Below are 4,280 nucleotides of genomic sequence, written 5' to 3'. Positions count from 1 at the left end.
GCCCGCGACGGCCGCCGCCGCATTCGGCGCACGCACCGCGACGAACGTCGCATCGCAGCCGACTGCGATTCCATAGTTATCCTTGCCGATCACGCGTGCGCCGGCGTGCGTCGCCATGTCCAGCGCGATGCCGAGCGCTTCATCGGTGTAGAAGCCCGAGCGATAGCCGACCATCATCGCGCGCTGCAGCATGTCGCCGTTGCCGTACGGCCACCACGCGTCGCGGATGTTGTCGTTGCCCGCGAACACGTGCACGCCCGCGTCGCGCAGTGCTTGCACCGGCGGAAACGCGCAGTCGCCCGGCGCATTCGTCAGGATCGACACGCCAGCTTCGGCCAGTGCCGCCGCGGTGCGCTGCACGTCGTCCTCGCTCACCTGGCCGAGCGCGTACGCATGGCTCACGTTCACGCGGCCACCGAGCCCCGCCGCACGCGTGCGCGCCGCGATCCGCAGCAGTTGCGCAATGCCCGTTTCGCCCGGCTCATGCAGGTGGATGTCGATCTTCGCGCCGCGCTTCTCGGCGATGCCGAACACGATGTCGAGCTGGCCGTCCGCATCGCCGTCGAGCGTCGTCGGGTCGATCCCGCCGACCACGTCCGCGCCTTCGCGCACGGCGGCGTCGAGAATCTCCGCGGTGCCCGGGCACGTGACGACGCCGGCCTGCGGAAACGCGACCAGTTCGATATCGACGATCCCGCGCCATTGCTCGCGCGCAGCCATCACGGCCTGCAGGTTCGACAGGCCCGTGGTTGCGTCGACGTCGACGTGGCTGCGCATCGCGACCGTGCCGAATGCAGCGGCCTGCGCGATCAGCGCATTCGCGCGCTCGACGATCGGCGGCGCGGCCGCGAGCTGGCGCTTCTCGACCGCAAGCCGCTCGCGCAGCGTGTCGACCGATTCGTGCGGCACCCAGCGATCGCCAACGAAGCTCTTGTCGAGGTGGATGTGGCCATCGACGAAGCCGGGCAGCACGACGCGGCCGTCGAGGTCGATCGCTTCCGCACCGGGCGCGGCGGCGCATTCGGCGCCGATCGCGGTAAAGCGGCCGTCACGGACGACGAGGTTGATGGGCTGGCCGCCGGCGTCGACGGCGTTGATGAAGATACGATCGGTCATGGCTCGGAATGTGGGGCGGTCGCTGCATGTCACCGGCGCGGACAGGGGAAGGCACCGCAGCCGGCACGGCGCGACCGTTGGCAGGGAATCCAGCCACGATATCGGACGCCATCGCCCGAGGCCAATTAAATGTCGCGATGCCGCGCATTCGATTTCGCGATGCGCGGCGCGCGCGGCCGCCGGGCCTGGCACGGGGATGGGGCGGGATCGCAGGGAAGACGGCGGAAAAGTCGATGGCCGCGCAGTATCGGCATCACACGCATGCGGGCGTCCGGCAGCCGTGTCGCGCCCTTGCCGGGCGTCGCTTCCGCGCCCCGCCGGGGCGGCGATTTACGCGGCAACAGACTTTACACGTTGTTACCCGGCCGCACCGGACGCGCCTCCGGCCATTCCTTATACTCACGCCGAGTTCGCCACCCGTCCCGGCATTCGTCGGCGAACCCGTTGCCGATGCAGGAAACATCATGATGCGCATGCCTTCCACGAAGACCGTTCTGTTCGCCTCGCTCGTCGCCGTCGCGGCGCTTCCGCTGACCGCCTGCGTCGCGCCGGGTTACTACGGCGCGCAGCCGGGGTATCCGCAGCAGCAGCAATACGCGACGCCCGGCTACGCGCAGCCCGCGTATTCGCAACCGGGCTACGTGCAGCAGCAACAGCCGTATCCGAACCAGGCGCCGCAGCCGTACGACCAGTACGGCAACCAGCAGCAATACGGGTCGCAGCCGTATGACCAGTACGGCAATCAGCAGCAATACGGCAACCAGTACGGCAACGGCTACGGCACGCAGTACGGCACGGTCTCGAACATCCAGCCGGTCAACGGCTCGGTCGGCCCGTCGGGCGTCGCCGGCACCGTCGTCGGTGCGCTGGTCGGCGGCCTGGTGGGCAACCAGTTCGGCCGCGGCCACGGCCGCGATGCGGCGACCGTGATCGGCGCGCTCGGCGGTGCGGTGGCCGGCAACCAGATCGGCCAGCAGATGGGTGCCGCGCAAGGCCCGAGCAGCTACCGGATCGACGTGCAGGTCAGCGACGGCTCGATGCGCTCGTTCGACGTGCAGTCGCCGGGCAACCTGCGGCCGGGTGATCGCGTGCAGATCAACGGCAATCAGCTCGCGCGGTATTGATTCGGATGCGGTGCGCCTGACCTGATCGGGCGCATCGTCGTGCGTTTGACGTCGGGCGCCGGTTCGGCGCGACGGCACGCCTGTTTCACGTCACCCTCATTCGTCGTGCCGGCGCAGCGCGCATGACGCGCCGCCGACACTGCCGCGGCACTATGCCCCCGCCTCAAGTGCGCTCCGTCGCACGACCTCTCTTCCGCATCGACATCAGCAACCCGGCACCCAGCCGTCACACATGCTCGACGCCGAGCCCGACACGCGTCGACCGCGCAGCCGCCTGCAGGTGCCGCGAACGCCGGTAGATGATCGCCATCATCGCCATCACCGCCGCGCCCGCATACAGCGACCCGCGCGTCGTCGGATCGACGCCGAGCATCACGAACACGAACGCGACGAACACGAGGCAGATCCACGACGTGACGGACGCGTACGGCATGCGGAACGCCACCGTCTCGCCACGCGCGGCCAGCGCGCGCCGGAACCGCATGTGGGTCAGGACGATCATCGCCCAAATCACGGCCACGTCGAACGACAGGAACGACATCAGCCAGCCGAACACGCGCGCAGGGATCACGTAGTTCAGCACCACGCCGACCGACATGAACAGCACGGTCGCCCGCACCGCGCGCGACGGCGACCCGCTTGCGCTCAACGCCGCGAACGACGCGGGCGCGAGGCCGTTGCCCGCCATGCTCGACAGCATGCGCGCGCCGCTGAACACGATGCAGTTGAAGCTCGACAACGCGGCCGTCACGACCACGAAGTTGACGATGCCGGCCGCCTGCCACAGCCCGAGCGATTCGAACGTCGTCACGAACGGGCTGCCGTGCTCGCCGAGCTCGTGCCACGGATACAGCGCCATGATGATGAACAGCGCGCCGACGTAGAAGATCAGGATGCGCCACAGCACCGAGTTGATCGCCCGCGGGATCATCTTCTGCGGCTCGCGCGCCTCGCCGGCCGTGAGGCCGATCATCTCGACGCCCGCGAACGAATACGCGACGATCGGCAGCGCGCTCACGACCCCGAGCACGCCATGCGGAAACACGCCGCCATGGCGCCACAGGTTCGACAGGCCGACGGGCTCGCCGCCATGACCGATCCCGGTGAACACGATCAGCGCGCCGCCCGCGATCATCAGCACGATCGTCACGACCTTCACGATCGCGAACCAGAACTCCAGCTCGCCATACACCTTCACGTTGAGCAGGTTGAATGCCGAGATCGCGGCGATCGCCGACACGACCCACAGCCACTGCGGCACATCCGGAAACCAGAAGCCCATGTAGATGCCGATGGCGGTCGTCTCCGCGACGCCGACGCCGACCATCAGCAGCCAGTAGCTCCAGCCGACCACGTAGCCGGCGAACGGCCCGACGTATTCGAACGCATACGCACCGAACGAGCCGGACACCGGCCGGTGCACGGCCATCTCGCCGAGCGCGCGCATGATCAGGAAGATCATCGCGCCGCCGATCAGGTAGGCGACGAGCGCGCCGGGGCCGGCCGCCTTGATCGCGGACGCCGAGCCGAGGAACAGGCCGACGCCGATGGCCATGCCGAGGGCCATGAACGAAATCTGGCGCGCGCCGAGTTCGCGCCGCATCGTGTGCTGTTGCATGTTGTCTCCAGTCGTTGATCGTCGCGGCGTGCCGGATCGGCCGGCCGCTGGATGGAGCGGCCGGCGTCGTGTGCCGGCCGCCCTGCTGCAGCGCACGGTCGCCGGTTCAGCGGCCGTGCAGAAAGCGTTCGACGCGAAACGGCGTCGGGTCGACGAACGGCTGCGCGCCGGTCATCAGGTCGGCAACCAGCCGGCCGGTCACGGGGCCGAGCGTGAAACCGTGATGCGCATGCCCGAACGCGAACCACAGATCGCGGTGGCGCGGCGCGGCGCCAATGACGGGCAGCATGTCGGGCGTGCACGGCCGGCGGCCTAGCATAGTTCGGAGGAGCGTCGTGTACGGTTAGAGTGTGCGCACGCGTGTAGCGAGTGTGGGTACCAGCACATAAAAAACAACAAACCAACACAGCAATATGGTTGGC

At 68.5% G+C, this 4,280-nt stretch carries 3 protein-coding genes and 1 pseudogene; 1 reads left to right on the top strand and 3 read right to left on the bottom strand.

The features are described from left to right. The coding region (locus G3N93_RS35545; RefSeq protein ID WP_206135069.1) for an amidohydrolase family protein at positions 1-1,116 on the bottom strand (1,116 nt) is incomplete at its 3' end. 464 nt (positions 1,117-1,580) lie between these two features. Here G3N93_RS35545 and G3N93_RS35540 point away from each other — a divergent pair. Beyond that, positions 1,581-2,240, top strand: coding sequence for a glycine zipper 2TM domain-containing protein (locus G3N93_RS35540; RefSeq protein ID WP_039340408.1), 660 nt, complete (start codon positions 1,581-1,583; stop codon positions 2,238-2,240). 226 nt (positions 2,241-2,466) lie between these two features. Here the strand turns inward: G3N93_RS35540 and G3N93_RS35535 are convergent, their stop codons facing one another. Continuing rightward, positions 2,467-3,858, bottom strand: coding sequence for an amino acid permease (locus tag G3N93_RS35535; RefSeq protein ID WP_206135068.1), 1,392 nt, complete (start codon positions 3,856-3,858; stop codon positions 2,467-2,469). Positions 3,859-3,964: 106 nt separating this feature from the next. Beyond that, a pseudogene (locus G3N93_RS35530) lies at positions 3,965-4,174 on the bottom strand (NAD(P)/FAD-dependent oxidoreductase); the annotation flags it as partial. Positions 4,175-4,280 lie beyond the last annotated feature (106 nt).

The organism is Burkholderia sp. Se-20378 (assembly GCF_017104665.1).
GTDB lineage: Bacteria > Pseudomonadota > Gammaproteobacteria > Burkholderiales > Burkholderiaceae > Burkholderia > Burkholderia lata.
The sequence above is the reverse complement of the archived record's forward strand: the minus strand, read 5'-3'. Positions and strand labels throughout refer to the sequence as shown.